The organism is Thermohalobacter berrensis, from assembly GCF_003609645.1.
Classification (GTDB): Bacteria; Bacillota; Clostridia; order Tissierellales; family Thermohalobacteraceae; genus Thermohalobacter; species Thermohalobacter berrensis.
Genome location: NZ_MCIB01000010.1, coordinates 44,631 through 71,084, shown reverse-complemented (window position 1 = coordinate 71,084; position 26,454 = coordinate 44,631). Strand labels below are relative to the sequence as shown.

Annotated in this window: 28 protein-coding genes; 6 read left to right on the top strand and 22 right to left on the bottom strand. The window is 26.4% G+C overall.

Annotation, left to right across the window (positions count from 1 at the left end; translation table 11 throughout):
- The 8 genes from BET03_RS06330 to eam all read right to left on the bottom strand — a co-directional run.
- The coding region (locus tag BET03_RS06330; protein WP_120168461.1) for an arginine deiminase at positions 1-936 on the bottom strand (936 nt) is incomplete at its 3' end.
- 131 nt (positions 937-1,067) lie between these two features.
- Positions 1,068-1,802 (bottom strand): MBL fold metallo-hydrolase, encoded by a 735-nt coding sequence (locus BET03_RS06325; RefSeq protein WP_120168459.1) that lies wholly within the window; start codon positions 1,800-1,802, stop codon positions 1,068-1,070.
- Between the two features lie 87 nt (positions 1,803-1,889).
- Entirely contained in the window at positions 1,890-2,693 is an 804-nt protein-coding gene (locus BET03_RS06320; protein WP_120168457.1) for an ECF transporter S component, read from the bottom strand.
- Between the two features lie 206 nt (positions 2,694-2,899).
- A complete protein-coding gene (locus BET03_RS06315; protein ID WP_120168455.1) occupies positions 2,900-4,495 on the bottom strand; it encodes an S-layer homology domain-containing protein in 1,596 nt (531 codons plus the stop codon).
- A 42-nt stretch (positions 4,496-4,537) separates the two neighbouring features.
- Complete coding sequence (locus BET03_RS06310) at positions 4,538-5,245, bottom strand: N-acetylmuramoyl-L-alanine amidase family protein (RefSeq protein ID WP_183108750.1); 708 nt, start codon at positions 5,243-5,245, stop codon at positions 4,538-4,540.
- Between the two features lie 191 nt (positions 5,246-5,436).
- Positions 5,437-5,622, bottom strand: coding sequence for a DUF4177 domain-containing protein (locus tag BET03_RS06305; RefSeq protein WP_120168451.1), 186 nt, complete (start codon positions 5,620-5,622; stop codon positions 5,437-5,439).
- A gap of 112 nt (positions 5,623-5,734) precedes the next feature.
- Positions 5,735-6,328 (bottom strand): hypothetical protein, encoded by a 594-nt coding sequence (locus tag BET03_RS06300; RefSeq protein WP_120168449.1) that lies wholly within the window; start codon positions 6,326-6,328, stop codon positions 5,735-5,737.
- A gap of 133 nt (positions 6,329-6,461) precedes the next feature.
- On the bottom strand, positions 6,462-7,724 hold the full coding sequence (gene eam, locus BET03_RS06295; protein ID WP_279230357.1) for a glutamate 2,3-aminomutase: 1,263 nt from the start codon (positions 7,722-7,724) through the stop codon (positions 6,462-6,464).
- Positions 7,725-8,066: 342 nt separating this feature from the next.
- On the opposite strand from eam, the gene BET03_RS06290 reads away from it, so the two are divergent.
- The 3 genes from BET03_RS06290 to BET03_RS06280 are packed head-to-tail and all read left to right on the top strand — an operon-like array spanning position 8,067 to position 10,776.
- Positions 8,067-9,059 carry a hypothetical protein gene (locus BET03_RS06290; protein ID WP_120168445.1) on the top strand — a complete coding sequence of 331 codons (993 nt, stop codon included), beginning with the start codon at positions 8,067-8,069 and terminating at the stop codon, positions 9,057-9,059.
- Between the two features lie 14 nt (positions 9,060-9,073).
- On the top strand, positions 9,074-9,547 hold the full coding sequence (locus tag BET03_RS06285) for a hypothetical protein (RefSeq protein ID WP_120168443.1): 474 nt from the start codon (positions 9,074-9,076) through the stop codon (positions 9,545-9,547).
- 17 nt (positions 9,548-9,564) lie between these two features.
- Positions 9,565-10,776: an alanyl-tRNA editing protein gene (locus tag BET03_RS06280; protein ID WP_120168441.1), complete on the top strand. Its 1,212-nt coding sequence runs from the start codon at positions 9,565-9,567 to the stop codon at positions 10,774-10,776.
- A gap of 11 nt (positions 10,777-10,787) precedes the next feature.
- Here the strand turns inward: BET03_RS06280 and BET03_RS06275 are convergent, their stop codons facing one another.
- Positions 10,788-12,431: an amidohydrolase gene (locus BET03_RS06275; protein ID WP_120168439.1), complete on the bottom strand. Its 1,644-nt coding sequence runs from the start codon at positions 12,429-12,431 to the stop codon at positions 10,788-10,790.
- Positions 12,432-12,568: 137 nt separating this feature from the next.
- Here BET03_RS06275 and BET03_RS06270 point away from each other — a divergent pair, with 137 nt between their 5' ends.
- The gene (locus tag BET03_RS06270; RefSeq protein ID WP_120168437.1) at positions 12,569-13,048 is read left to right on the top strand and encodes a phosphatidylglycerophosphatase A family protein; all 480 of its coding nucleotides are present in this window, start codon (positions 12,569-12,571) and stop codon (positions 13,046-13,048) included.
- A 25-nt stretch (positions 13,049-13,073) separates the two neighbouring features.
- On the opposite strand, the gene BET03_RS06265 is transcribed toward BET03_RS06270, so the two are convergent.
- The 6 genes from BET03_RS06265 to BET03_RS06240 form a co-directional block, all read right to left on the bottom strand.
- On the bottom strand, positions 13,074-14,201 hold the full coding sequence (locus BET03_RS06265) for a tetratricopeptide repeat protein (protein WP_120168435.1): 1,128 nt from the start codon (positions 14,199-14,201) through the stop codon (positions 13,074-13,076).
- Positions 14,202-14,233: 32 nt separating this feature from the next.
- Positions 14,234-15,001 (bottom strand): hypothetical protein, encoded by a 768-nt coding sequence (locus tag BET03_RS06260; RefSeq protein WP_120168433.1) that lies wholly within the window; start codon positions 14,999-15,001, stop codon positions 14,234-14,236.
- A gap of 4 nt (positions 15,002-15,005) precedes the next feature.
- The gene (locus BET03_RS06255; protein WP_120168469.1) at positions 15,006-16,781 is read right to left on the bottom strand and encodes a B12-binding domain-containing radical SAM protein; all 1,776 of its coding nucleotides are present in this window, start codon (positions 16,779-16,781) and stop codon (positions 15,006-15,008) included.
- Between the two features lie 32 nt (positions 16,782-16,813).
- Positions 16,814-17,545, bottom strand: coding sequence for a GNAT family N-acetyltransferase (locus BET03_RS06250; RefSeq protein ID WP_120168431.1), 732 nt, complete (start codon positions 17,543-17,545; stop codon positions 16,814-16,816).
- A 45-nt stretch (positions 17,546-17,590) separates the two neighbouring features.
- Positions 17,591-18,115, bottom strand: a complete 525-nt coding sequence (locus tag BET03_RS06245) for an amidase domain-containing protein (RefSeq protein ID WP_120168429.1) — start codon at positions 18,113-18,115, stop codon at positions 17,591-17,593.
- A gap of 78 nt (positions 18,116-18,193) precedes the next feature.
- Positions 18,194-19,546 carry an MATE family efflux transporter gene (locus BET03_RS06240; RefSeq protein ID WP_120168427.1) on the bottom strand — a complete coding sequence of 451 codons (1,353 nt, stop codon included), beginning with the start codon at positions 19,544-19,546 and terminating at the stop codon, positions 18,194-18,196.
- Between the two features lie 141 nt (positions 19,547-19,687).
- Between BET03_RS06240 and BET03_RS06235 the strand changes: the two genes are divergently transcribed.
- A complete protein-coding gene (locus BET03_RS06235) occupies positions 19,688-20,173 on the top strand; it encodes a hypothetical protein (RefSeq protein ID WP_120168425.1) in 486 nt (161 codons plus the stop codon).
- A 199-nt stretch (positions 20,174-20,372) separates the two neighbouring features.
- Positions 20,373-20,591 carry a hypothetical protein gene (locus tag BET03_RS06230; RefSeq protein ID WP_120168423.1) on the top strand — a complete coding sequence of 73 codons (219 nt, stop codon included), beginning with the start codon at positions 20,373-20,375 and terminating at the stop codon, positions 20,589-20,591.
- A gap of 83 nt (positions 20,592-20,674) precedes the next feature.
- Here BET03_RS06230 and BET03_RS06225 read toward each other — a convergent pair whose 3' ends face one another.
- The 7 genes from BET03_RS06225 to BET03_RS06195 all read right to left on the bottom strand — a co-directional run bounded on the left by BET03_RS06225 (position 20,675) and on the right by BET03_RS06195 (position 26,446).
- On the bottom strand, positions 20,675-21,721 hold the full coding sequence (locus BET03_RS06225) for a hypothetical protein (RefSeq protein ID WP_120168421.1): 1,047 nt from the start codon (positions 21,719-21,721) through the stop codon (positions 20,675-20,677).
- Positions 21,722-21,807: 86 nt separating this feature from the next.
- Complete coding sequence (locus BET03_RS06220; RefSeq protein WP_120168419.1) at positions 21,808-22,356, bottom strand: hypothetical protein; 549 nt, start codon at positions 22,354-22,356, stop codon at positions 21,808-21,810.
- A 16-nt stretch (positions 22,357-22,372) separates the two neighbouring features.
- A complete protein-coding gene (locus BET03_RS06215) occupies positions 22,373-22,801 on the bottom strand; it encodes a zf-HC2 domain-containing protein (RefSeq protein WP_120168417.1) in 429 nt (142 codons plus the stop codon).
- Positions 22,783-23,388 (bottom strand): RNA polymerase sigma factor, encoded by a 606-nt coding sequence (locus BET03_RS06210; RefSeq protein ID WP_243096874.1) that lies wholly within the window; start codon positions 23,386-23,388, stop codon positions 22,783-22,785. The genes BET03_RS06215 and BET03_RS06210 overlap by 19 nt, the downstream gene beginning before the upstream one ends.
- 15 nt (positions 23,389-23,403) lie before the next feature.
- The gene (locus BET03_RS06205; RefSeq protein ID WP_120168413.1) at positions 23,404-24,801 is read right to left on the bottom strand and encodes a DUF4097 family beta strand repeat protein; all 1,398 of its coding nucleotides are present in this window, start codon (positions 24,799-24,801) and stop codon (positions 23,404-23,406) included.
- A 139-nt stretch (positions 24,802-24,940) separates the two neighbouring features.
- Positions 24,941-25,618 (bottom strand): lytic transglycosylase domain-containing protein, encoded by a 678-nt coding sequence (locus BET03_RS06200; protein ID WP_120168411.1) that lies wholly within the window; start codon positions 25,616-25,618, stop codon positions 24,941-24,943.
- Between the two features lie 333 nt (positions 25,619-25,951).
- Positions 25,952-26,446 carry a glutamine amidotransferase-related protein gene (locus BET03_RS06195; protein ID WP_120168409.1) on the bottom strand — a complete coding sequence of 165 codons (495 nt, stop codon included), beginning with the start codon at positions 26,444-26,446 and terminating at the stop codon, positions 25,952-25,954.
- Positions 26,447-26,454: the final 8 nt, after the last annotated feature.

Here is a 26,454-nt window from a genome sequence, read left to right as displayed (position 1 = left end):
TTCCTTGATATTAATTTCACCATTATCTCCTTTAGTGATAGAATATACAGTTAAAGGACCTTCTATTTCTGGGTGTATAGTAAATTTATCGTAATCTACCATTGTAAATACTGTATCTAAATGCATAAATGCTCTCTTTTTAGGTATGTTAAATGCCAGTATTGTTTCAAAAGTCTGACCATCTTTAAATATATTTCTAGCTAATTTCTCTACTGATATAGCATCTGTTCTTTCTGATATACCTACTGCTATTACTTTGTTGCTTAATACTAATTCATCTCCTCCCTCAAGTGAAGATGTTTCATTCCTATTAAACCAAATAGGTATGTTTTTATCCTTAAATCTTGGGTGATTTTCAAATATATATTTAGCAAAGATAGTTTCTCTATTTCTTGTTTCAGTTCTCATATGGTTTAACGTTATCCCAGTTCCTATAGTTGCAAATGGATCTCTTGTGAAATATAAGTTTGGCATAGGATCTACAACAAATGGATAATCATTATCAGCTAAATCAGCTAAAGACTTCATTTTTACATTTGAAAGCTCTTTCTTTCTTATCCCTTCCATTGCCTTTTGTATAAGTTCTTCATTTTTAAAATCAGACAAATATTCCCTTAGGGCTTGTCTTAAACCCTCACCATCAACATTGGCTTCATCAAGAAAATCTTCAATAAATCTTTCTCTTACTTCTTTTTCTTGAATAGCTTCTGATACAAGTTCTTCAAGGTATAAAACTTCTACACCGTTTTCCTTCAGTTTTTTGGCAAAATAATCATGTTCTTCTTGAGCTACTTTTAAATAAGGAATATCATCAAATAGTAATTCTGTCATTAAATCTGGGGTCAAATTTTCTAATTCTTTTCCTGGTCTATGCAGCAAAACTGTTTTCAATTTACCTATTTCAGATGTGACTTTTATAGGACTACTTTTATTCAAAAAAACTCCTCCTTAAAACTCAATAATTTAAATATCTACTTTTATTTTTTCCATATTACAAGAAATATTGTAAGAATACTTTAAAAGGTGGTGTTTTCTGAATATTGCAATAATTGTCTGCAAAAAAATTATTAGATATAGTAAGTTTTCATTTGCTCACTTAACTCTAAAATTGAATCAAATGTTTCTTTTGCTTCTTCTAATATCCTTTCTTGTTTATATTCAGGCCAAAAATGTGTTAGTAAAAGCCTTTTTACAGCTGCCTTCGTTGCAACCTCTCCTGCTTGTTTTGCAGATAAGTGAGGAGTATCTTCCGTTCTGTCTTCTTCTAAAACTCCTGCTTCACATAAAAATAAATCAGCATTATGAGCAAATTTAGATATATTTTCGTTGTACGAAGTATCACCTGAATAAACAAAAGTTTTATTTTCACTTTCAATTTTTATTGCATATGCTTCGACTGGATGGGTCATTTTTTTAAAAGATACTTCTAAATCATTAATTTGAACTTTTTCATTTTCATTAATAGAAAATATTTTAAAAGCATTATTAAATTCAAATTTATTTAAAGTTTCCTTGTCATCTGATGGAGCATAAAGTGGAATAGGCTTATTAGAGTATTCTCTTTTTTTACTTAAACCAAGGACATATTTTAGAATAAAAATATCACTTATATGATCACTATGTAAATGTGACAAAATAATACCATCTATCTGTTCTAAGTCACAAACTTTTAAAAGCCTTGAAAGCACACCATTTCCACAATCAACTAAAATTTTAGTATCTTTATCTTCTATCAAATAACCAGAACAAGCACCACCTGGGCTTGGATATGGCCCATTGTTTCCTAAAACAGTCAAACGCATTATATCCCTCCTTGTATAACCCTAAATATATATTATGTATTTTATCTTATTTTATAAGTATAATGAAAAAGTCCTAGGATGTAAACCCTAGGACTTTTCTTTAATTGATTGATAATATTTTGTCCTTTTTAAACCAATTATAATTGGAAAAGCAATTATTCCTCCACCTACAAATTGTAATATATTAGCTGGAATACTAAATATGGGTACAATCATATTTCCTGTTAAAACACCACCAGCAAAATAATAGCCTATAACCATCCATAAACCAGCAAGTGTCATTCCCATAAGTGTTTTAACACTAAATATTTCCTTATCTTTTTTATTTAAAATAATTGCTAATATAATTATTACTATAGGTATAACTATTATACTGCTAAACAATACATTTTCTACATGATTAATCAAATTTAAAAGTTCCTGACTGTTTTTTAAATTAAATTCACTAATTAGACTTTTAGCTAAATCGGAATTAACTACATTTCCTAACTTGTTATTTAATAACTTTTTCAAATAAAATGCCAGCACTATCCAAACAACACCTAATAAGTAAGTTAAAATGTTTTTAATTTTATTATGCTTTGGATTTTTTAGGTCATTTGCTACAAATCCTACAATTCCACCCATTATTCCTTTTATTATTAAAGTTGGTATTGCCCAATGGGAAAAGCCTAAAAACAAATCAGCTAATGCGGAACCTAAACCTGCAACAACTGCACCATACCTCCAGCCTAACATTATTGCAGCTACAAATATCATACTATCTCCAGTATGTATATATCCTTTAGTAAAAGGAATTGGTACTTGAGGAACAATAGCTGTTGCTACAAAGACTAAAGCCATCATTAGTCCACTATAACTTAAATTTCTTGTTGTATTATATCTATTCATAACAATTCCCCCTTAAACATATAATTGTACCTATATTGTATTGCTGTTACATATAATTATACCAGAATTGTATCGCTAAGTAAAGATTTTTGTTATTATATTATGGGTACATTTTAAGTAAAATTCATTTAAATATTTTAAAAGCTGATGGATTTTAAATCCATCAGCTTTTAAAATAGATAAAAAATTAAAATTTATTTTATACTCTAATTAATATTATTACTCTTTATTACATTCCATATATCTTTTTGAATAATCCCTAATCTCCATAAAGCAATTCCTTTAATACCAAAATATTTAGCAGCTAGAATTTTACTTTTTACACTACTTTCATTTTCATATATTATAATATTTTTTTCTTGTTCATCTTCATAAACAAAAACTGGCATCATAAAACTATAGTTAAATTCTACATTTCCATTCTTTTCTTTTAAGGATTTATAAACTTTATCAATAGATGGTTGATAGTAAAGTGGTTTATCAGCTTCATTATTTTCTTTTCTATATCTCCATTGTACTCCTTCAACAACTTGTAATCCTAATACAAGTTTTTCCTTAGGAATTTCTATTAAAGCATCTCTAATTGCCTCAACAATTTTATCCATTGGGGCTGTTGCAGATAAAAAATCTTTGTCTTGATAATCATATGCCATTAAAATCACTTCATCAGCAATTAAACCAATCCTTTTAAAATCATATCCGTCATAATAATTATTTACATTCCTTGGCGGAACAGCTACACTTAATTTTTTATCCTTAAGTTCTTTGTCTAACATATCTAAAAAATTAATAAAATTTTCTTTATTATATTCCCTATCTCTTATTCCTTCAAAGTCTATAGTGATACCGTCAAAATTATATTCTTTAACAACTTCAGAAATATCTTCAACTACTTCTCTGTAGTTATCATTGAGTAATTTATTAAGTAGTTTGGTATTATTTTCAAAAACCATAAGTAATTTTTCAGTTTTGTTATTATACTTATTATAAATTACTTCTTCATATCCTTCAGGTAATCTATAAACAGAACTACTATCTTGGAAGGTGAATTTAACATTTCCATTATTGTCTTCAGTAATACTACTCCAGCCAAAAACAACTTGGTCTAAATTTCTTATTTTATCAGCTTGTCCATAAGATTTTATTGCATAAAAAGCAGAAACTTCCAGAGGGTTAAGTATTTTTAAAAGTCTATTAAGTACAATAGCTGTTTCCAATCTTGTTAATGTTTTTTGGGGGTTGAAATTCCCACTATTATCTCCCTTTATGAGACCTAAATTTGTAACTATAGAAACATAACTAATTGCCCAATTATCTATTTTATCTTTATCATTAAAATTAATAGTATTTACTTTTTTAATTTGTCTTATATTCTTTAATAACCTTCCTAAAATAACTGCCATTTCCTGTCGTGTTATTTTCTTATTGGGTTGAAAATATCTATTAAAATAATCTGTTGGTACTATTATACCCTTTGATACTGCATGTTCAATGTATTGATGTGACCATCTATCTAGAGAAACATCCTTAAAGGTTTGATTATTGTTTTGTTTTAAATTAACATTTAGCAATGAAATTAAAGCTTTAATAAATTCTTCTCTTGTTATTTCTTTAAAGGGTTTAAACTGATTATCCTCATAACCTTTTATTATACCTAAATGAGAAAGCTGATATATTTCAAATTTGTACTCTGTAGCCCAACTTTCCTCAATGTCCCTAAATTGAAGTCCTTTACCATAAACTGTTGAACAATTTAAAATAAATACAAATAATATTATGGAAATTAAGCCTTTTTTTATCAAAGTAATCCTCCTTAATTTTGTCTTTAGAATATATCGTTTACATTATATGTTATTTTCATTGTTTAAATCAATTAGTTTTATTAATATAGCTGATAATTCCCCCCAAGTAACATTTGAATCCAATCTATGGTCCCCCTTAATTATTCCATCATTTTTTAATTTTTCATAATATGATTTAGCCCAATGGTCAACTTCTTCCATTTTTTCCTCTCTATATTTTATTACACTGTCACAAATTGCTCTAGCTATTTTATATTTAAACCCCTCATTTTTTAGTTTGCTATTATCTTCTGGATTTGTTACAAAAGCACACTGTATTATTAATGTCGGTTTTATTACCTTTCTTATAATATAGTAATAGTCTTTTCCTTTATTATTTAACCTTGAATATACCCTACGCTTTTTTAGTCCAATTGCTGATAAATTTCCTAAAATATAATAAGCTATTTTTCTTCCTTCCATACAATTATGTGGATATACAACTTCTGAACCATTTACTTCATTCATCGAAGCTGCATTGTTATGTATTGAAAGGTTTATATTACTATTGCAATTATTTATTAACTTAATTCTTTCATCTGGTAACAAAGTTCTATCAGTTTTTCTAGTCATACAAACCTGAAAATTATTAGATAACAACAACTTTTCTAGTTTAAAAGAAATATCAAGGTTAACATCCTTTTCCTTTACCCCTAGACCTGTTACCCCTGTATCTTTACCACCATGTCCAGGATCGATGCATATTTTCAATTTAATCCCTCCATACCCTTAGTTATTTTATTTTATTCAAACACAAACTATTTGTTACTTAAAAAGGTATGAAGAGATTTTTTACTATTATTTTTTGATATTTAATCTATTAAAACTATAAATAACTAAAATAATTCCTACAATTATAAAATAATAGCCAATTGAACCTATACCATCCATAATTTAATCACCTATTCTACTTTCTTCCTTTTAAATATTGCAGTTACCTGTCTTTTATTATGTGTTGTAAACATTTGTACTAATTCCCATCCATTCTCACCAAGTGTATTTAACCTTTCTTCATGTTCTTTCGTAAGAATCAGTTTAGTTACACCATGGACTTTTAGATTTTCGATTTTATATTCAAACTTTTCCATTCAGCATACCTCCCTTTGCATATCTAATTATAAATTATATCATAAAAGGCGGCTATACAGCCGCCTTTTGACAGTATTTATATTAAATTAGGATACAAAGATATAGTATAAACTATACAAGTTTCTCCTTAACCATTTTTATGTCTAAAATAAACTCAATTGCATAAGCTGGTTTGTAAAAATACTGGAGATTATAGCCGAATTCTTCATCCTGAAGATATGTGTTAGTAAATATCTGGTTTATAGTTTCTAGATTGTATGTACTAAAGTCATATTCCATTAATCTTTTTATCATAAATTCAGCTAATTCATTATCTATTTTAAATATGTCATAATCAGAATTTTTAAAGGCATCTTTTATTTCTCTATTGTTAATTAAATCCATTTCTGCAATCTCATAAAGCTTACTGTAGTAGTTATCTAAGTTAGAGACTAATTTTTCCCATTTTTCTATTCCCCTTTTGTTAATCTTACTTAAAATTTTGCCTTTATCCTCCCATAGCTTTATTAAGAGAAATTTTGCACAATAATTATATGCTGATTTCTTAATGAATAAATTACACCAAATATCTTCATTTAATTGCTTGTTTAAACCACTTTTCATCTTAAAACCTTTTAAAATTCCTCTTTTATCATACTTGTATTTGTCTATAAAGAAATTAACAAATTCTTTTATGTCTAATGCAATCCTGTCAAATAGTATCACAAAAACTCCTCCTTATAAAAAATTTTCTATATTTACATTATTTACCTATGAGGCTGCTTTTATACATCCTAGCTTTTATGCCGGACGAACATATAAAAAAAGCTAGAGTGAGATTCACTCTAGCTTTTTGAAACTAATATAAAATTTCTCTTATATCCTTAGTAGGTTGATTTTCTACTTTTATCACTTTACCTTCCCAAGTTCTTATCATAAAATAGTCTTTACCCCTTGAAATCAAATACTCAGGTAATATTGGAGTCTTCCCTTGACCTTTAGGTGCATTTACTATATAAGTTGGTATTGCCATTCCCGATGTATAACCTCTTAAATATTCCATAATTTCGATTCCATCATCAATAGAAGTATTAAAATGGGTTGTTCCTTTTACATGTTTAGCATGGAATATATAATATGGCCTTACTCTGATTTTTAAAAGCTCATGGTTTAATGAACGCATTACATACTTATCATTGTTGATTCCGTTAAGTAAAACTGCTTGATTACCAAGAGGAATTCCCGCATTAGCTAACTTTTCACATGCTTTCTTTGATTCTTCAGTTATTTCTTTAGGATGATTAAAGTGTGTGTTTAAGTAAATTGGATGATATTTTTTTAGCATATTTACCAAGTCGTCAGTTATTCTTTGAGGAAGAGTCACTGGTGTTCTTGAACCTAATCTAATATATTCAACATGTGGAATACTTTTTAATTCCTGTAGTATCCATTCAAGTCTATCATCTGGAATTGTAAGTGCATCTCCACCAGTTATTAATACATCTCTAATTTCTTTATTCTCTCTAATATATTCAATAGATTCTTTTATTACTTCAGTTGAAGTATGCTCATCTTTTTGTCCAATATTTCTTCTTCTTTGGCAATGTCTACAATACATTGCACATTCATTGGTAACATTTATTATCAATCTATCAGGATATCTTCTAGTTATACTGCCAGCAGGATTTGTATATTCTTCAGCCATTGGGTCACTTTCTCCACATTCATTCTCTATCTCAGCTGCTATTGGTATTGCTAACAATCTAATTGGATCATATTTATCATCTACATCCATTAGACTTGCATAATAAGGTGAAACTGCCCATCTATATTTTTTACCTATTTCTTCAATTGCCTCTCTTTCTTTATCTGACAAGTTAATTATTTTGCTTAAAGTCTCAACATCTGATATCCTGTTAGATAGTTGCCACTTATAATCATTCCAATCTTCTTCTGTTCCTCCTAAAACATCAAGAATTTTTTTCTTTGCCTTTTCAAATTCATCTTGCATATAAAGTCCTCTAGGTATTTTTTTTCTTTCTTCTAGATAGTCTTCAATTCTTGATTTTAACTCTTTTGCTCTTTCTAAAGAAACTCTTCTTCTTTCTGAAATTTTATCCATTAACATCCCTCCTATAGGATTAATTATTTCTTATTTTTCTGAATCTTGTCAATTTTCTAAGCTATATACAGTAGACAGAAAGACTAAAAAATATCCTATCTTAGGATAAGAATTAAGTCTTACTATATCTCAATTTATTTTGATTCATCTAAGAATATAACAATAAGCTAGTAAATATTATTAAACATAAGGGCTCTTATTATGTAAGCATCTGTGGGCCTTAATCTTGAGTTGAAAAGTTTAAAAAGGGCATATGATTAGGATTTTGGAGTATAACATGTAAATTTTATTATAGTATATTTTAGGTTTATTGTCAATATTTTATAAAGCGAGGTCATGTTAATGAAACAGTATTCTATTTTCTTTATTTTAATAATTATTTTGTTATCAATTTTTATATGTAAAACCTATTTCTATTCACCCCCTAATGATCCAAATATTATAGAGGCATTATCAATAAATGAAAAACTTTCAAAATTAATAATTGAAAATTATTTCTCTGATAATGCTAATCTTAAAAAAACTTCTGAAGAAAAAATAAAAACTACTGTATTAAAGGACATAGGATATGAAAATTGGATAGATTATATTGATTATATTAAATTGAATGTATATCCTATAGATATTATAGGAGATAATAAAGAAGATTTACTTGTATCCCTTAATATTTCAAAAGATAATGGCGTTATAGCCATATACAAGCCTTATGGAGAAAATTATATATACCAAAATAAAATTGAAAACTTAACTTATATAGAAAAATTATCAGCAATAAAATTTGATAAAAACAAAAATTTTATATTTGTGGAAGAAATCCTCGATGAAACTATTGGAGCTTTCTTCTATGACCATTTCATTATAGTTTTCACAAATATAAATAATTCTTACAAAGAGGTCTTTAGACAATCAATCAACTATGAGTCTTACTTCTTTGAAAAATGGTCTAATCCTGATATTGATAACCCTAAATGGTTCAAATTAACTGAGGAAGCCATCCTAGATTATGCTGTCAATCAAAATAATCAGCTTACAATTAATATTTCAAAAACTATTGCGAAGTACATAGCAAAAGACAAGGATGGATCTATTCCTGAAATTTTTGATTTAGTTGAAAAGAAGAATTTTGAAGAAAGATATCTTTGGAGTAATAAATATAACTATTTTATACTAAAAGAAGGGAAAATTATTTCTAATAACGAAAAAGTAGGAATAATCTCAGATTCTTCTAAAACTCCAGATTCTTTATTGTTCCCTGGGGAGAGATACTACAAAATTATAGATAAAAATGGTAAAATAAAGTATATAAAAAGTAAAGAAATTTCGATACTTAATTAAATTAGGAGGCTAAAATGAAAAGATTATTTTTATTTATTTTTATTATAGTATTAACAGGATGTACAAATCCTGCAAAAAAAGATTTGTTAAATTATATTAACTATCAACTTCCCAAAATAATAGAACTTGAAAGTGAAGCTATATCTAAATATGAAGAAATGATAGCTAACGATAATTATACTAATAAAGATCTGTATCAAACTCTTAGTAATAATATAATTCCTAAATATGAGCTTTTTGTTGAGCAATTAAAAAAAATAACTCCTAAAACTAAAGAAGTTGAAAGTATACATAATCTTCATATCAAAGGTGCTCAAAAACAATTACAAGCTTTAAGATTATTACAAAAGGGTATAAAGGAAAATAATGATGAAAAAATAAAAAAGGCTAATTCCCTATTAAAAGAATCTAAAACATATATGAAATCTTTTAAAGACGAGATTGTTAAATTAGCCGATAAATATAGGATAAAGTACAAACTAGAATAAAAACGAGGTGAATATATATGACTGAAAAACTATATTTAGAAAATCCTTATTTAAGAGAAATATCGGCTAAAATAGTAAAAAAAGAATATTCTAATAACAAATTTTACTTAACATTAAATAGAACTATCTTTTATCCACATATGTCAGGGGGACAACCTAAAGATACGGGAACTATTGATGGTGTTAAAGTTATTGATGTTTATGAAAAAAATAATGAAATAATCCATGTAGTAGAAGAAAATATAAAAAAGGATAAAGTTCACTTATCTCTTGATTGGAATACACGATTTGACCATATGCAACAACACACAGGTCAACATATTTTATCTGCAGCAATCGCTAAATTATTTAATGCTAAAACTGTAGGATTTTACATAGGAAAAGAATATACTTATATAGATGTAACTTTGTCTAATCTAGAAAAAAAAGATATTGAATGGATTGAAAGATATGCAAATGAAATAGTTTTTTCAAATTTTAATATAAAAAAATACGTAATTAATGAGGAAGATATACATAAGCTTCCCTTAAGAAAAAAACCCTCTGTAAAGAAAAATATAAGAATAGTTGAAATTGATGGAATAGATTATTCTCCTTGTGCAGGAACTCACCATACTAGTACAGGTGAAGTAGGAATGATTAAAATAAAAAAATGGGATAGATATAAAGATAATACAAGAATTGAATTTATATGTGGTAACAGGGCTTTAAAAGATTATACTTGGAAAAATTATTATATTAATGAAATATCTAACCTATTATCTTTAAAAGATAAAGATACTCTAAAAGGAGTTAAAAGAATATATGATGAAAATAAGAAACTTTTAAAAGAAGTAAAAGAAATGAAAGAAGAACTTTTGAAGTATACAAGTGAAAAACTAATAAATATGTCAAAAGATTATAATAGCTTTAAAATATCTAATAATATTTTTACAGATATTGATTTTAAAGATATGAGATATATGGCTTCAATAATCCTAAACAATTATGACAATATTATACTTATTTGGGGACTAAAAAATGAAAACAAAGCACAAATTTTATTAGGAAAATCTAAAAATATAAAAATAGATATTAAAGAAATTTTCAACAATATAATTGACATAATAGATGGTCGTGGAGGAGGAAGTCCTTACCTAGTACAAGGTGGAGGAGAAAACATTGAAAATCTAAGCATATGTATGCAAAGTGGGCTAAGACTCATCCAAACACAATTAAATGCCCAGTAAAAATTGGGCATTTAATTTACTCTCTCATATACAGTTTTCCCATTTAAGATTGTCATATCTACTTTTAAATCTTTAATACTGCTTTTATCTATTTTGGTTATATTGTCAGATAATATTACTAAATCAGCTAACATTCCCGGTTTTATAATTCCTTTTATATTCTCTTCAAATGTACAATATGCTGGATTTTTAGTAAATAATTTTAAAGCTGTATATAAGTCTAAGGATTCTTCAGGATACCAACCACCATCAGGAAAGTTTGTTATATCTTTTCTATTTACAGCTGTATATATCCCCAGCAGAGGGTTAAAACTTTCTATTGGTGAGTCTGAACTACCAGACAGTATAACACCCATATCATTCATAGTTTGCCAAGCATAACTTTTTTTAATTCTATCTTTACCTACCCTTTTTTCCGCAATATGTAAATCTGTATTAAGAAAAATAGGTTGTATATCTGCTATAACATTCAATTCTTTAAATTTCTTGAATATTTCATTTGAACCAATTTGACAGTGAATTATTCTAAATCTATCATTATTTAAAACAGGTTTAACTTCCATTTTTTTAAGTTTTTCATATATTCTGAGGACTTGCTCCATACATCTATCCCCTATTGCATGGACTGCTGGTTGTAATCCGTTTAGGTAAGCAAATTTAAGTATATTTTCTAATTCTTCATCATCATATACCAATATTCCCCTTGTTGTTTTATCATCATCATAGGGTTCTTTTAGTGCTGCTGTTCGCCCTCCTAGTGACCCATCGGCTAATAGCTTCAGTGGTCCAAATCTAACCCATTCATCACCATCTCCTGTTCTTATTCTTAATCTCAAAAAATCCTTTAGTTTTTCCATACTATTTAACAACAATTGTAAATTGATTCTTGCGCTAAGTTTATTTTCCTTTTTTAATTCTTCATAAGCCTTAATAACTTTTTTGTATGATTTAAAATGAGAAAAATCGTCAGTTTGAATTGAAGTAATTCCCCACTTGTTAGCATCACCAATAGCTGATAAAATAAGCTTTTTTATTTTATTAGTATCATTAATTTGTGGTATAAGATCATAGACTAAGTATATTGCATTTTCTCTAAGTATTCCTGTAGGTTCACCTGTTAACGGGTCTCTATCTATTTTTCCACCCTCAGGATCTATAGTATCTTTATCTATTCCAGCCATTTCTAAGGCCTTAGAGTTCACAACACATATATGATAACAAGCCCTTGATAAAAAAACAGGCCTATCATTAATTACTTTATCAATATCTCTCTTATTTGGTAACCTATTTTCTTTAAAATTCTCTTCATTCCATCCATAGCCAAGAATCCAATTATTAAACATCTTAGTTTTTTCACTATTAATAAAATTAAAAATATTTTTTTGTAGTTCTAAAATAGATCCCATTTTTCTAAGGTCTACTTTATATTTATTAAAACCATAACTAATAAGATGCATATGACTGTCATTAAATCCTGGTAGCAGAGTTCTTCCATTTAAGTTTATATATTCAGTTTTGCTATCAATATATTCTAATGCAGAATCATAACTACCAGCATGAATAATTTTATTACCTTTTACTACAACTGTATCAACAGCTTTTTGACTATTATCCATAGTAAGTATATTTCCATTATAGAAAAATAACTTATTCATCTTCAATTCAACCCCATTCTAATTTATTTTAGTTCTAAATCATATTTTTAGCTCTTTTTTAATATTATAATATTAACCCCTTTTTTAATTAAGTACTTTTTGCCATCAAAGAACTTAAGTGAAATGGAGGTCTGAAGATGAAAGAAAATATAATTGAATTGTTAGAAGAAAGAGGAGTAACTATTAAAAAAATGGCTGAATTAGTCTATGAACTTCAAAAAAAATATATTGATATAACAATGGAAGATGCCATTTATAATGTAAATAAAGTGTTATCAAAACGAGAAGTTCAAAATGCTATTTTAACTGGTATACAATTAGACAAATTAGCAGAAAAAAATTTAATTGAAGAGCCTTTATTATCGATGATAAAAAATGATGAATCTCTTTATGGAATTGATGAGATATTAGCCCTTAGTATAACTAATGTATATGGATCAATTGGGTTTACCAATTATGGGTATATTGATAAGATGAAGTTTGGAATCATAGGAGAAATAGATAAAATGGGCAAAGAAACAGATATGGTAAATACTTTCCTAGACGATTTAGTTGGAGGTATAGTTGCTGCAGCATGTGCAAGAATGGCACATTCAATTGAAAGGAAACAAAAATAAGGCCGTAGTATAAATTCCTACAGCCTTATTTGTATTTTTCTAACTCCCTTTTACATGTTATAGTAATTTCATCTTGGGGATTTAACTCATAAGCTCTTTCTATGTCCTTAGAAGCTCTATCTTTATCCCCTAGTTGAAGGTATGTTAATCCTCTATTACAGATTATTTCATAATCATTAGGTCGCCTTTCTATAGCCTTAGTAAAATTCTCAATTGCATCCTCAAATTTACCTAAACTTGCATAACAAAGTCCTAGCTCATTATAAGTATCAACTTGTCCAGGATTAACAGCTAATACATTTTTAAATTCCTTTATTGCTTTATCATATTCACCTAATTGTCTATAACCTAAACCAATTAAAAATAATAAGTTCCACCAATCAGAGTATTTATCTTTTAGAGGTAAAAGCTTTTTTATTCCAGCTTTAGGATTTCCCCTTAGTATTTCATTGTATCCTTCTTCATATATTACATCATCTTTAATATCTAATAGATTTGCCTCTATCTCTTCTTTTATATCTTCACTTATATCAAATTCTAAGGATTTTTCCCACATTATTTGTGATTTTTTAAACTGTTTCATATTTTTGTAATGAAATCCTAATTTATAATATGCCATTGGAAAGTTCGGATTAATATCTAAAATAGTTTCAAATGTTCTAATTGCTTCTATTAAAAACTCTTTTCCTTTTTTAGGTTGTTTTAGTTTATAAAAGCTCTCTGCTTTTTTTTCAATGGCTACTCCATAGTTATAAAGTCCATTGACATTTTCACTATTTAAAAATGTCAATGCCCTTAAAAAGATAATACCTTCATCAAAAGAGCCTTCTTTTATTAAATCAATTCCTCTATATAGTATGTAATGCTCTATTCTATTATCATATTTATAAAGTATTTTCTTATAGTCATCAAAATACTTAAATTTTGGGTCTACTCCTATAGTATATATCATCCCCCTTATCATCGAGGAAACCTTTAGCTCATCCTGTGCTCTTCTTTCTTTAATTTCAGTAATCAATTCATCAATCACTATTGGTAAAGGTATTTCATCTGTAATCTTGTATCCATTTATATCTATAAAAGAACCTGGTTTAAGTTCAATAAAAGATAAATTTTCTGTTTTTTCCTTAAAATACTCATTAACACTTTTCATATTGAATCACCTTTTTCTATTTTAGTTGTTTATTAATTATAGAAATCTCTCATAAACAACCTTTTTCTTCTAGTACTTGTACTTAAAGTCTCAAACAATTTACCTCTATAAATCATAGTAAATGAGAAAAGTATTTGTCCAAGTAAATATAATAATATACCTTTTAGTGAAAAGTCAAATCCCATAAAGACTTGAGTTGGAAATAAAGTTGTCATTGTTGTACCTGTAGTTAAATAAATAAGATATATTAATACAATATTTGGGATAAACCATTCAAGCCAGTTTTCTTTAATAAATTCAAATGAATAGACAATAGTTTCCCAAGGTGAATAAAATTTTTGATATATAGTCTCAGGCAATGGATTTAAAAATACAAAAACTAGTAAACTTATAATTAAACTTAAAATACCTGATGGTATTATTCTGTATAATATAGGTGCCAATGCCATTTGAAACAATAGTCCAGCTATCCATCCTATTACTAACACTCCATAAACCTTCCATAGGAAAGCTTTAAACCCTAGCTTAAAATCATGCAAAGTAAATTTATCATATTTAATTATATTTGATAATAAATATAAATAGTTTGAAACTAATGAACTAGTAGCTAATGCTATAACAATTCCTGCCAAAAGCCTTAGAACTCCCGTAAATAAAAAAGAAATTACACTAAAAAGTATTATATTTATGATTGTATATACAAAACCAGTAAAAATAATTGGCCAATTAGCTAAAAACAGTTTATATGTTTTCTTAGCTGTAAGTCTATTTGTATAATATAAATCTCTAAGTATTTCCATTTTATCACTCCTGCTTAATAAACTCTTTAGTTATATCATATGCTCTACATTTATCAAATACCTTTTTATTTTCGTCATATACAAATAATACTACCTTATCTTCCCTTTGAAGCTTTTTAAGATTATATCCACTATTAATAAAATCTATTATATTAATAGGGAATTTTTCAAAATGCACCTTATTAATTATTTTCTTTGCAGGTAATTCTTTAAATTCAGGTATATATTTTAATAGATTTTCTCTATTTTGTAAAAATACGTGCTTTTTATTTTTGGGAATATCTTTATATGTTTCAATAAAGGGTGGAATATTGGACTTATTATTATAAATAAAATCAAACTTTAAAATTTCATTAAATATATCTATATCATTTTTTACGTAATCTATATAAAACATTTTTAGTATTTTATACAGTCTTGTTTTACTGTGAGATATTCTATGAAACCCTTTATTTGTCCAATATTTAGCAAATTTCTCATAAAAATCAAATGGTGTTTCGAAATATTTTTTAATAATATATTCTAAACAATTTTTAAAACTTCTACTATTTGGATATTTTTCTACCAAATCTTCAATAATTTTCAATGTTAACATTTCACTATAATTTATATAGTCATTTTCTAAAACCTCATAAGGAGGTTTATCTAAGAATTTAAAGCCATACTTCTCTTTGTTTTGTCTTAATCCTGAGCCCTTAAGAAGCTTTAAAAATCCCAATTGTAACTTATCAGGCTCTAATTTATATACATCATTAAATGACTTTTTAAAACTTTTATAATTCTCATATGGTAGCCCAGCTATTAAATCTAGATGTTGATGTATATTTTTATAGCTTTTTACTGTTTTTACAACATAACTTAATCTTTCAAAATTAGTATTTCTATCTATGGCTTTAAGTGTTTTTGAATTAGTAGACTGTACACCTATCTCAAACTGAAATAAACCTTCAGGCACATCTTTTAAAAATTCTAAAATTTCTTCATCCAAAATATGTGCTGTTACTTCAAAATGAAAATTGATATTTTTTACATTTTGTTCCATTATGAATTTCATTATTTCTAATGCATACTCTTTTTTTGCATTAAAGGTTCTATCAACAAATTTTACCTGTTTTACCCCTGCATCAATTAAACATTTAAGATCTTTTTTTACTCTATCTAATGAAAAAAAGCGTAAGCCTGGTATGGTAGAAGATAAACAAAACTGACAATTAAAAGGGCATCCCCTTGAACTTTCAAAATACACAATTTTATTTTTAAAATCTTTTAAATCTCCTCTAAAGGGCGAAGGTATACTATCAAGATTTTTTATAAGTGGTCTTGGCTCTGTTCTAATTATTTCATTTTCTTTTCTATATACTAAACCCTTTACATCCTTAAAATTATTATCTTTATTGGAAAGTTTATAGAGCAACTGACGAAAGGTTACTTCCCCTTCTCCATAAACTATAAAATCTATAAAAGTATTTTTCTTTAATATTTCCTTTCCATTAAAGGATACTTCTGGACCACCGAGAATAATTTTTAGGTTGGGGTTTACTATTTTTAGTCTTTCAGCAATTTCTAATGTTTTTTCTATATTCCATATATAGCACGAAAAAGCTACTGCATCTGGTTCTTTTCTATAAATTTCTCCTGTTACATATTCGGTATTTTGATTAATAGTATATTCTTCAATTTCAATATTAGGTATTATATCTTCACAGTAACTTTTGATATATCTAATAGATAATGAAGAATGTATATACTTAGAATTAAGTGTTGTAAGCAGTACCTTCATAATCTTTGTATTCATCCTTTCCTTTCTTAATTTTAGTCTTTTACTCCAAACCAAACAACTTCACCATATTTTTTAAATCCTGCAGATTCTACCAAGGCTAAAGAAGGAGTATTATCCACAACTATATGTACGTAAGGAATGAAATTACTCTGAATTACTTTCTTTGCTAGATCCAATGTTATTGAAAGAGCTAATCCTTTTCCCCTGTGTTCTTTTTTAGTATACATTATTCCCATAGAACCATCTTCTCTTACTACAGCCCAAGAAATGGGATTACCGTTTTCATCGTATATAGCTGAAGTAGGTCTTTCTTCTATACATCTTTTTATATATTCAAGGGAATGTTCGCTTTTATATGTGTAATATTTATTTACTATTTCCGCATCTTCTAATTTTAATTCTTTTACATCATGCTTGATTCTAGAAGTATCAATATTTTTTTCATCTAGATAATAAAGAAAACAATGTTCTTCCCACTCTATATTCTTATATTTTTTTATAATTTGGTAATATTTTTTTAGTATACCAGAAAAGCCTTGTTCTCCTCTTAAGTTTTTCGCCATTTCAACTATTGTTTCTTTGTCATTTGAAAATAAAGTATTCCAATAATTATGTTTTATCAAAAATGAACTAGGCTTTTTCTTATCATCTACAAATAATTCCCAATCATTATTATATTTTAATCTTCCTAAAGAATTTAAGGTTGCTATCCTATTTTGTTTAAACAAATCATTCAATATTTTTTCATTATTAGTTTTAAACATTTAAAAATTCCCCCTTAAAGAATTTATCAACATTATAACATAGTTTTAATATTTATATCCTAATATGTGTATAAACCTAATATCACTATAAGTGTAATTACTTAAGGGATAATTAAATCTATCATAAGTATGTGTTGAGATAAAAATGTTGTCTAAACTTATAGGTTTATTAATTTTTACTACTACAAGAGAATGTTCAAAACTTCCATCACCATCAAAATCAAGTTGAATAATATCTCCTATTTGCAATTTATTTATATCACCTTTTTCTGCTATAGGACCTCTTTCACTATTATTAATTAGGAATTCATATAAAAAATTTACTCCTGTCCAGGATGGTGACCGTTCATTTAGATTTTTATAATACCATCCTGTCCATTTTTTATAATTCATTGGACAGCCACCTGCATGTAATACTTGGGAAATAAAATTAGTGCAATCTCCTCCTAAATGTTCAAAATCATAATACTTGGGGTTTCTGTCAAAGGACCACCTTTTAGCATAATTATAAGCTTTATTTCTGTCGTATGGATATAATTTAGTAAATGTTTTGTTAAATTGGCCTTTCATTTTATACCTCCTCTTTTAAATATAATATGTAATTTAAAATTATAAGTACTTATAATATTAGAGGAGGTATTTATATGTTTATACTTCCTTACATTTCCATTTACCTTTTTTGAACCAAACTGTAACAATTATAGCCTCAAATATTACGGATAAGCTTATAGCTAACCACACACCATTTGCACCAATCCCTAAAATCTCACTAAAAATATATGCAAAGGGAATTTTAAAAATCCAATTTGCTACTAATGAAGCAACCATAGGTGGAGCTGTATCTCCAGCCCCTACAAAAGCACCTCCATATACTATTGGAAAAATAACAAATACTATACCTACATAAGTTATTCTTAAGTAATTAACACCAATATTTATAACACTAATATCTGAAGTAAAAAACATCATAAGCTGTTTTGCAAATAAAAAATATGGTATTAAAAAGACTATCATATTAGCTAATGCAAGTTTTAATCCGTCTTTGACAACTTCTTCAACAGTATTTAAGTCCTTTTTCCCTAAATTTTGTCCAGTTAAAACTGATATTGACATATTTAATCCTGTTAAAAAAATAAATACTAAATTAAACATTTTTACTCCTATTGTAAAAGCTGCTACAGCATTTGTACCTGCATAATTAGCAATTTTGTACATGACTAATCCTGTAATAGGTCTTGATATTGCTTGAATGGCAGAATAAAAACCTATCTTTAAAATCCTAAACATTATATGTATATTTATTTGTAAATTCCTTATTATATTAGTTAATCCTATATTAAATACTTTTTTATTTATGACATATAGCATAAAAAAAGAAGCAATTATATTAGATGTTGCCGTAGCTATAGCAGCACCACTGTACCCTATTTTAGGAATTATTAAAAATCCATAAATTAAAGCAGGGTCTAAAATGATATTAAGTATATTCATCAAAGCAAATATTATCATTGGAGTTTTTGCATCACCTTGTGCCTGTAAAACTGCTCTTCCTGTAAGATTCAAAAAAATAAAAGGTATACTTAGCAGTACTATTTTTAAATATATAAGGGCATATTTTTCAACATTTTTATCAACTTTAAAAATATTGATTATATTTTGAGAATATATATAGATTAATACAGATAATATTAATCCTATTATAAAAGCTAAAATTAATGCTTGTTTAGATATATTTAAAACTCCATCTATATCATTTTCTCCCGTTTTTCTAGAAATCAATGCAATAGTCCCAGTGGCAATTAATTGTGAAAAAACTATTAAAACCCCTATTATTGAAGTACTAATTCCCGTTGCAGCCACAGCCTCTATAATTCCTATATTAGAAATGAAATACATATCAGCTATTTCAAAGAGAGTCTGTAAAATTTGACTTAACATTACAGGCCAAGCTAATTTCCAAATTAAATGTATTCTCTTTTTACTAATTACTTCATTTAACACAATAATCACCCTTAGTTTATAAGTAGAAAGTAAAATTAATATTGCTATAATGCTATAATATCATATTTTATTTGTAAACATTATAAAATTTTGTACATTTTATGATATAATTAAATCTAAATAGTATGTGGAGGTTATAATATGCCATATTTAACTATTAGACAGATTAGGCATGAAATGTGTATGAATAAGCTCAAAGAGCTTGGTTGTAAGGTTGTATCGGTTCATGATGTTATGTTTATCGTTCAATATTCACTAGATGATTACAAAATAGAATATTTATATCATATAACTCCTGATAATAAATATTATTTAGAAAGAATTAGACCTTATGTTGTTTCTGCTGGAGTTTTTGATTCTGAAGAGGAAGTTGTAAAAATTATTGAAATAGATATAAAACAATTTAGAAATGCCAAAAATAGTAGAAACTTTGAGTCATTTATTGAGGTTGATAAAGAAATTTCTAAGGCAGTTAGAGCTTTTGAAGATTTATTCCTTTATTATAATATATCATCAGAAGATACTAAATTAATTAAAAAGCAAATAGATAATTTCTTAAAGTTATTAAATGATGTAAAAAATAAGAGTAAGAGGGTATTTTTCGAAAAAGACCCTGAAAGTTTTTAAGACCTGCTATATTCAGGTCTTTTTTTATTGTATAGAAAAATATATTTATGGAGAACTAGGTTTCCCTAGTGAAACGGGCTTTGCTCGCTTTTTATTGAATAATTTTGTTGAAATTTATATTTTTTTGAAGGTATTTTTTAGGTTATGTAGAAAATATAATTTAAGAAATAATCGTACTATTTTAGAAAGGAGATGGACCATGCAAGAGTTTGATAAAATATCTATTGCTGAAATATCTAAAAAAGACATGTTGATGATAATAGAAGCCCTTGAATATACTGGGAAAAAGACTAATATAGATTCTTTCTTAGCACTTAAACAAAATATACTTAAAGAATTAAGTCAATTAGCAGATACAAGTGAGGAGGAATTTTTAAAATATCTTGAAGAAGAACATAGCCTTTGTTTAAATGACTAAAAAATATTCCTTTTAGCTTTATTAAAGAAGTTACAATTTGTTCATAGAATGATAAAGTATAAAACCCCCAGTTATCTGGGGATTTATTTTATCTTAATAAACCTATACATACCTGTTTTAGATGATATTAAACTTTTAATATATGTATTTGTTTTTTCCTTTTTTATAACTTTACATTTATTTAAAAGAGAGTGGAAAAAAAACTCTCCTTCATTAAACTTAAAAATATCAGGAAGATGATAATCTTTTATATAGAGATTTTCTGGAGGTATCCTACCATTTCTTAATTTACTTAAATATATTGCTAAATTTTCTATAAGTTTTATATTATCATAATCAATTTTTTTAGTCCTTGGCATAAATAAGCTCATTAATCCATATAAGAAGAAATCATATTCTATGTTATCAAAATAGATTATATTTCCTTGTAATATATCTAAGGAAATTTTTAGTCTTTTAAACCTCTTTTCTTTGATACCGTTAAGTAAATTTAATATTGATATTCTTAATTTTTCAAAGACAATTGTATAATTATTAGGATAAGTTTTAATATCAAATCTAAAATGTTTTCTATATTTTTCCACAATATCTTTTTGAGATAAATGTATTATTTCTTCCTTCAATAAGTCCTTTATGTTTCTATTATTTTCATTAATTAATAGATGTAATAATTTTGATAATACTATTCCTTCAAGGAGATTTTCAATATTACCTGTAGTGTATAGTATATTTTTAATAACTTCATCCTTTACTTCACTAAACTCCTTATTAGAAGCAGTTATTAGAAATATTCTACTGTAAACACTATCATCTTCATCAATCCAATAATTTCTTTTATGTAATTTTCCTTTTGCTGACTTTAATAATATTTCATTATAACCATGTCTATAGTAATACCACAAATTAAGTTCTTCCCTAAATCTATTATAATCTATTTGTGTTTTTACACTTTTAGTTGAAGGGATTAAAGATTTTAAAGTTAATATTAATAATTCAGTTATATAAGACCACTGCCATTTATTATATGATTTCCAAGGCTCTTTTTCTGTTGTTAATATATCATTTTTATATTTTAAAATATCTCCATACACACCATAAATCATAAATTTTTTTATTTTTTCTTTTGTCATATCAACACCCCTAATTTAAACTACATATAGTAGTATATCAAATTTCAAAAAATAATTTAAGGTTAAGCCAATTAATTGGCTTAACCTTAAATTTGTGATTCTTTTACCTTCTTTCCCTTCTTTAATAAGGTAATTCCTATAATTATCAACGCAAGTGGGAATAAAGAATCTCTTAAGAATCTCAACACATTAGAACCAATAACAAAATTATAAACGGAAGGTCCTAGTATTATTGATAGTTCCGATAAAATTTCTTCAAGTAAAATTAACCCTCCAAAACCTACAAGTCCTATACCTATATAAGAATAATTTAATTTTTTAGAACTAATATCTAATATTAATTCATCTTTAACATTTTCCTGTGCTTCAAGTCTTTTTCTTAGATGGTAACAATCAAAAAAGCTATAAACCCATACAATAATTGAAAAAAAGTTTAAAAATTCTGCTGAATGAAATATATTAGGTATACTTATTATAATAAAGAATGCTGTGATAAGCTGTAATCCTCTATTCATAAAACCTAAATACATATGCCCTGCACCAGGTATAAATGAAAATAATGTTGCCCAAAACTTACTTACGCGATATGTTTTGTTATAATCAGTATTTTTACTTTCAACATTTTTATTTTCCATATGATTTAACCTCCCTTTATTTAATAAACCCTTTCAAATTTTTTATACTATTACTTATCTCAATAACCGGTTGTGAAACTTTTTCAGTTATTGTAAGAGAACTCTTATAAGCATATAAGGATATTTCATCAACTATATTTCCTATTGAAGCAAAATTTAATAGGGCTAAAATTATTCCGGCTGCTATAAGACTTTTTCCCCATTTTTCTAAGCTTATTGATTGATTTTTCTTCTTTATTATATTTATAACTTTATCTGTAAAGTCTATAGGTGGATATACAGTTTCGTGATTTGAAAGAATATCAAATAGGATTTCCATTTCCTTAAATTCCAATCTACAATTTTCACATATTTTAATATGTTCCTTTACGTATTTAACATCCAATTCACTAAGCCTTTCCTCAAAGTACATACTAATTTTCCTTTTTATTTCTTCACATTCCATTCAAAATCACCTCCACCTACGTTCTTTACTAATTCCTCTTTTAGTTTCTTTCTTCCCCTGTATAGTCTTGTTTCAACAGTCTTTACTGAAACCTCTAAGGCTTTAGCTATCTCATTATATGACATATTGTAAAAGTGATACATAACTATAACTGTTTTATATATATTTGGTAAGTTAAAAATTGCTTGATGGATTTTGTATTGGTCATATTTACACATCACTTTTTCTTCTGTTAAAGGTTCTTTATCTTTTATATTTAATATAAGATTATTCTTTCTACTATCATTTAAACTATTATAGCCAACAAAATTCCTTTTTTTATGGCGTTTTTTCCAATCTATACACATATTAGTTGCTATTTTATATATCCAAGTAGAAAGTTTGCAATCATATCTAAATTTATCTATTTCATTATAGATTTTTAGGAAAATTTCTTGAGCTAAATCTTGGGTATCAGTATAATTGTTTGTAAATTTATATGCTACAGCAAAAATTCTATTTTTATAAATATCTACTAATTGTGAAAATACATTCATATTACCTTTTTTTAATTCTTCTACTATCTTTTCCTCATCCAAATAAATCACCATCCAATATAGTGACTAATCAATAGTCTCTATACTAATATCTCCTCTCTCATTATGAATATAAAATTCAGATTTATTATTTCCTATCTTATCATCTACTGACTCTTCATTAAAATCCTTTTTTATTGTAAAAGGTAGGTCTGTATCTACTTTTCCAGAATCAGTAAATATTTTAAAATATCCTCCTTGATTTTTGGAAAGTTCTAATTTAATATTGCCAAATTCATTTTCAATATCTACTTTACCCTCAATATTTTCATTATTACTTAGAGTTATTTCACCATTATTGTTTTTTATCTTTATGTTTTTGTTAACTCCTTCTACTTCTATGTCGCCAAATTTATTGAATACCATAACATTTTCCATTGCTTTACTAATAATTATATCTCTATGCTCCCCTTTTATGTCTAAATCTCCACCAACATTAGACACTTCAACCTCAGAAAACTTGCTATCGATTTCTGTTTTCCCCTTTACATTTTTTACATTAATTTTATCATGTGAATTAGTAATGTTAGCATTTCCTTCTACTTGATTAATTTCTATAGATCCAAATTGATTTTTTACAATTAAATCCTGACTAACTTTATCTACCTCTATATTCCCATGCTCATTTTCTACTTTTACATTGCCATTTATATTTTCAATTTTTATATCTCCATGTGCATTGATTATATTAACATTATTCTCTATTAACTTAGTTTTAATTTCTCCATGTTCATTTACTACATTGACTGGTCCTTTTATTCCTTCTACTATTACATTTCCATGCCTATTTTTAACATCTATTTCTAAATCTTTTGGAACTAAAATGGATAAATTCACTCTAATATTAGCAACTTTATCTCTTTTATCTAAATAATTTCTAGTTTTTGTTATTATTTTAATTTCATTTTTTAATTCTAAAATTTCTATAATTTCATTAGCTACCTTTTGAGCATATTCTTCATCATTATGATCCATTTCTACTGTAGTATTTATCTTTATATTTTCTATCTTACTTTTTTTTATGTCAATATTCCCCAAAGTATTATCTATAGATAATTTTGCTTTTTTGTCTATTTCATAATCCTTACTAAATTCTGAATTATATCTATAGTTGTAATTAATAAATTCTCCAATTTCTAAATTAGGAAAATAAATATAGATATTAGAAATAGCTGAAGTTATAAAGATAATTATGATGAGCAAAAGTATACTTAATCCATGAAATTTTATCCCATTTTCCCCATTTTTCAACATGAAGTACTTAATAATTAACTCCAATCCAAATAAAACAATTATTATTGGCCATAATATTGATAAACTTCTAATAACATCTATATCTATAAAATTATCCAATAATAAAATGACACCTATAGCTATAAGTGTAAAAGCCAAGGATAAAATACCAACTTTATTTTTCCTGTCCATCCATTTTCCTCCTTTTTATTTTCTATTATTATAGACTGTAAAAATAAGATAAACACTTCAAATAAAATATTACATTTTTATAACATCTTTTTCATTTGAAGCATAATAAAAAAGCACCCATAATAAATACGGATGCTTTTTACTTCCATTTTTTAAATTCATTTTGATACTTAACTGCATATTCTAAAACCTTATCTGAGTATACACTTTTTGCAGGATTTTTTCTATCACTTCTTGATGCCATATATCTTTTTAGACCATATTGTCCTCTATTATAGGCTGTTAAAACTTTATGCATATCGTTATCAAACAACTTTTTTAGGTATTTCAGTTGGGTAGTAAATAAGAGTATGTTATATTTAGGCTCAAATAATTTATCAGGATCATACTCTATCCCCAAATTATAAGCTAAAGGCTTTGCTGTATTTTCCATTAATTGACCTAATCCTCTTTCTCCAAGGGACCCTACACAATACTTATTAAAGTTACTTTCAACCTTCATCAATCCTAGGACTACAAAAATGTTTAAGTCCTTTTTTTTACACTGTCCTAAAAGATATAGAACCTCTTCATGGGTTAATCCAGTTATATTTTTAGTATAATCTATCATCTTTTCATCAAAATTATTTTTAGATTTAATAGTCATTTTTTCTTCATTTTCAGTTATTTTTTTTAACTTGCTCACTACTTTTTTATCACTAATTGTATGTAAATTTAAAGTCTTTTCTTCCCTTTCATTTACTGATACTCCATACACTATACTGCTAATTAAAACTATCCCTACTATTATTAGCTTCATGAGTGACTTTTTCTGCATATCTATACCTCCTTCCTTTCACCTACCATTTTGACAACAAGAAGTATTATATAAATAATTCCTTTGTAAGTCAATATTAGTATTATAACTTTTATAATCCTAACAAGGTAATTGTATGAAAAAAACTATCATATTATTATTACACATTTGAATAAATTTTAAACATATTAATAACAGAATAAATATTTTTTACTCTTAAATTAAAAAAGTTATTTTAAAAGAATGTAAAAAAACATAAAAAAAGAACTTCCTTATTTTAATAAAAATTTTCAAAAAGGAAGTTCTTTTAGTTTCTTAAAATTATTAATATATAATTAAAATGTAAATACTTAATCATGCTATTTTGCTTAACTTTAATAGTTTTTTCAAGCTATCATCTGAATTATTATCAGAACAGTATATACCATATCTTTCATTCTTTAATATTCCATTATTTTGGTCCCATTGATTATCACCTTGTTTTTTGCAAATTGCCATCTCTATTACATCTTTTCCTAATCCAACCCCTAAAATAGTTTTTACACCAATATATTTCTTTATTTTTTCTACTAAAACTTCTAATTCCTCAAAGTGAAGTTTACCATCAGAAATAAAAATTGCATCAAAAGATAGATTTTTTAATTGATTTAAACTGAAATTTTTACCAAATACATATATATTACATTTATTGTTTATAAAATGAGTTAATTCCTTTTTACTCATTCCAAGATTTACTACTAAGATGTTTTTTATATTTGGGGTAATGTTAATATATCCATTCTTACAATTATTTAATATTTCATCTATATCTATTAAATTCAATATCTCAGGAATAAATACATATTGCATAATAAATC